Below are 420 nucleotides of genomic sequence, written 5' to 3' on the forward strand. Positions count from 1 at the left end.
GCCAGAATGTTGCCCCTAACAGTTGATAACGATCAATTAAACGATATTTTTCTATAAAACTTCTAATGTCTTCATACCAAACAACATGCTCTACGCCAGTACTCCAATGCCGATACCATGGCGACATCGAAGGTAGGTCAAATTGGATGGGAGATCCTATAGAAATGGCTTGGTTTTGGGCAGTTGCTATTGCCAATGCACGAGTGGCATTTGTCCCAACGACCTTGTCATAGCCATAAAGCGGCATCGCAATTTGTAGTTTACGAGGATTGATTTGGGTGATGGAATATTGAACAACCTGCTCCATCCACCAAATAGGAGAAACCGGATCTGGCGGGCCGCCCGGGTATCCATAGTCAATTGTCATGACCGCAACAATGTCTGCGACACTTCCAATCGCGGCGTAATCATATGCCCCAA

General features: G+C 45.7%; 1 protein-coding gene. It reads right to left on the reverse strand.

The genetic code is table 11. The features are described 5' to 3' along the window. Positions 1 to 420, reverse strand: a 420-nt coding sequence (locus tag C9J29_RS24070) for a glycosyl hydrolase family 18 protein (protein ID WP_237068922.1), incomplete at both ends; no start/stop codon positions are given.

It is taken from the genome of Lysinibacillus fusiformis (genome assembly GCF_003049525.1).
In the GTDB taxonomy this organism is placed as follows: Bacteria; Bacillota; Bacilli; order Bacillales_A; family Planococcaceae; genus Lysinibacillus; species Lysinibacillus fusiformis.